At 33.4% G+C, this 2,008-nt stretch carries 2 protein-coding genes; one reads left to right on the forward strand and one right to left on the reverse strand.

Annotated elements, in window-relative coordinates; translation table 11 throughout:
• Nucleotides 1–796: transketolase family protein (locus tag U0M88_RS08385; protein ID WP_331869534.1), on the forward strand; the 796-nt coding region annotated here is incomplete at its 5' end.
• 833 nt (nucleotides 797–1,629) lie between these two features.
• Here the strand turns inward: U0M88_RS08385 and U0M88_RS08390 are convergent.
• The gene (locus U0M88_RS08390; RefSeq protein ID WP_320802558.1) at nucleotides 1,630–1,983 is read right to left on the reverse strand and encodes a cupin domain-containing protein; all 354 of its coding nucleotides are present in this window, start codon (nucleotides 1,981–1,983) and stop codon (nucleotides 1,630–1,632) included.
• Nucleotides 1,984–2,008: the final 25 nt, after the last annotated feature.

Raw genomic sequence — 2,008 nt, forward strand, 5'->3', positions numbered from 1 at the left:
TCCTGAAAGACATTTTGATATGGGAATAGCTGAAGGAAATATGATGACCGTGGCTGCCGGCTTAGCGGCCAGTGGTAAGATTGCCTATGCCTCCAGTTTTGCGATGTTTGCAGCAGGCAGAGCGTTTGAGCAAGTTAGAAACAGTATCTGTTATCCTAATTTAAATGTAAAAATATGTGCAACCCATTCTGGAATCAGCGTGGGTGAAGATGGCGCCAGTCATCAAAGTGTAGAAGATATTGCCATTATGCGAAGTATTCCAAATATGAAAGTTTTTCAGCCTTGTGATGCAAAAGAAACTGAAGAGATCATACGAGCAGTAGCTAACATTGAAGGCCCCTGTTATGTAAGGTTGGGAAGAGCCAGTGTAGATGATGTCTATGATGATAATTACAAGTGGGAACTTGGCAAGGGAAGTATCTTAAAAGAAGGCACAAAAGTCTGTATTCTGGCAACCGGTTTGATGGTACAGGAATGCTTGAAAGCCAGTAAAGAAATGGATGATTTCGATCCAACAATCGTAAATATTTCCAGCATCAAACCAATCGATAAAGATCTGATTTTAAAACTTGCGAAAAGTCATGATGTACTAGTAACCTGTGAAGAACATTCAGTCATCGGAGGACTTGGATCAGCAGTTGCTGAAGTCCTGGCACCAACAAGAATAGGTTGTCCAGTATTAATGATCGGATTGCATGATGAATTTGGGCAAAGCGGAAAACCCGCAGACTTAATGAAGCACTATCATTTGGATGCTTGTAGTATTGTTCAAACTATTCATGAATTTTTAAAATAAATCAAAAGCGGTCAATGATCGCTTTTTTTGCATGAATTCCCTATTTTTATATTAGTAAAGGCCGCTTAACTATTAAATGATTAAGAGAATCAAGTATTGTAGATAATTAGTAATATGTAATTAGAATTGTTTAGTTATTAAACCGACAAAGTTACTTCTTATTTATAGACATTTCATCTTTTATTTCTATATTTTCGCTCAAATATTTGGATGATCATGATTTCATCATAATTTTAAATAATATGTTCATATGTCTATATAACTCAATTAAATAGACCCTGTGAGAGCACGTGAAAAAGAAAAACATGAGTAATCATACGTTCGATACGTTTTAGAGAATCAAATACATAATGTGTATTTTGAGTATCATCATAATTATATATAAGAAAATAGATTAAATAAGATAATGATGAATTTTGTTAGATAAAAAAGCATGATAATCGACATTATGTAACTTTTTAAAAGCTGCAAGATGCAAAAAAAATGCAAAATCCTGTCCAAAAATTAAATGCGTTTTACCTAAAACAGATTTATATTTTTTACATAATATACATTATGCGAAGTAAAATGTTTTGGATACCGCTAATACATTTTCCTATCATGTCTTTATTCAATATAAGTTGAAACCAAACAACCAAGACTATTTTTCTAAAATGGCATTATACAATTAAATGAAAACAACTTATTCTCACTATTATATCATGACGTATAGATTCTTATTTAAATTGAAGGTGTGCCCTTTAAATTTATTATGCACTGTCCGTATCAGATTTATACATAATATGTCATAAAAATGAGATAAACAAAAAAGCCCAGTGAGGGCTTTTTATAAGTTATCGATTGTAATCATCTTCGATTCGTACTACATCATCTAAATGTGGTGTACTGACTTCGATAATCGTTGTATCTTCTAAAGCGGTATTTCGATGTCGAAAGGTTGGAGGATTACTGATGATATCACCAGGTCCATAAATATGGGTATGCAGTTCTTTATTTTCATCATCTTCTAAAACCTCCAGCTTTCCTTTCAAAATGTAAATGTGTTCCTCTTTTTGATTGTGGTATTGAAAGGAACAGCGCTCACCCTTTTTAAAGAAAATCTCCTTTAAAGCATAGTGATTTGTTACCGCAAGCCACTTTTCGTAACCCCATGGCTTTTCGACATATTTGACTAATTCTTGTTTCATGATAATGAACTACTCCATATTGGCA

Source organism: Faecalicoccus sp., from assembly GCF_036552745.1.
In the GTDB taxonomy this organism is placed as follows: domain Bacteria; phylum Bacillota_I; class Bacilli_A; order Erysipelotrichales; family Erysipelotrichaceae; genus Faecalicoccus.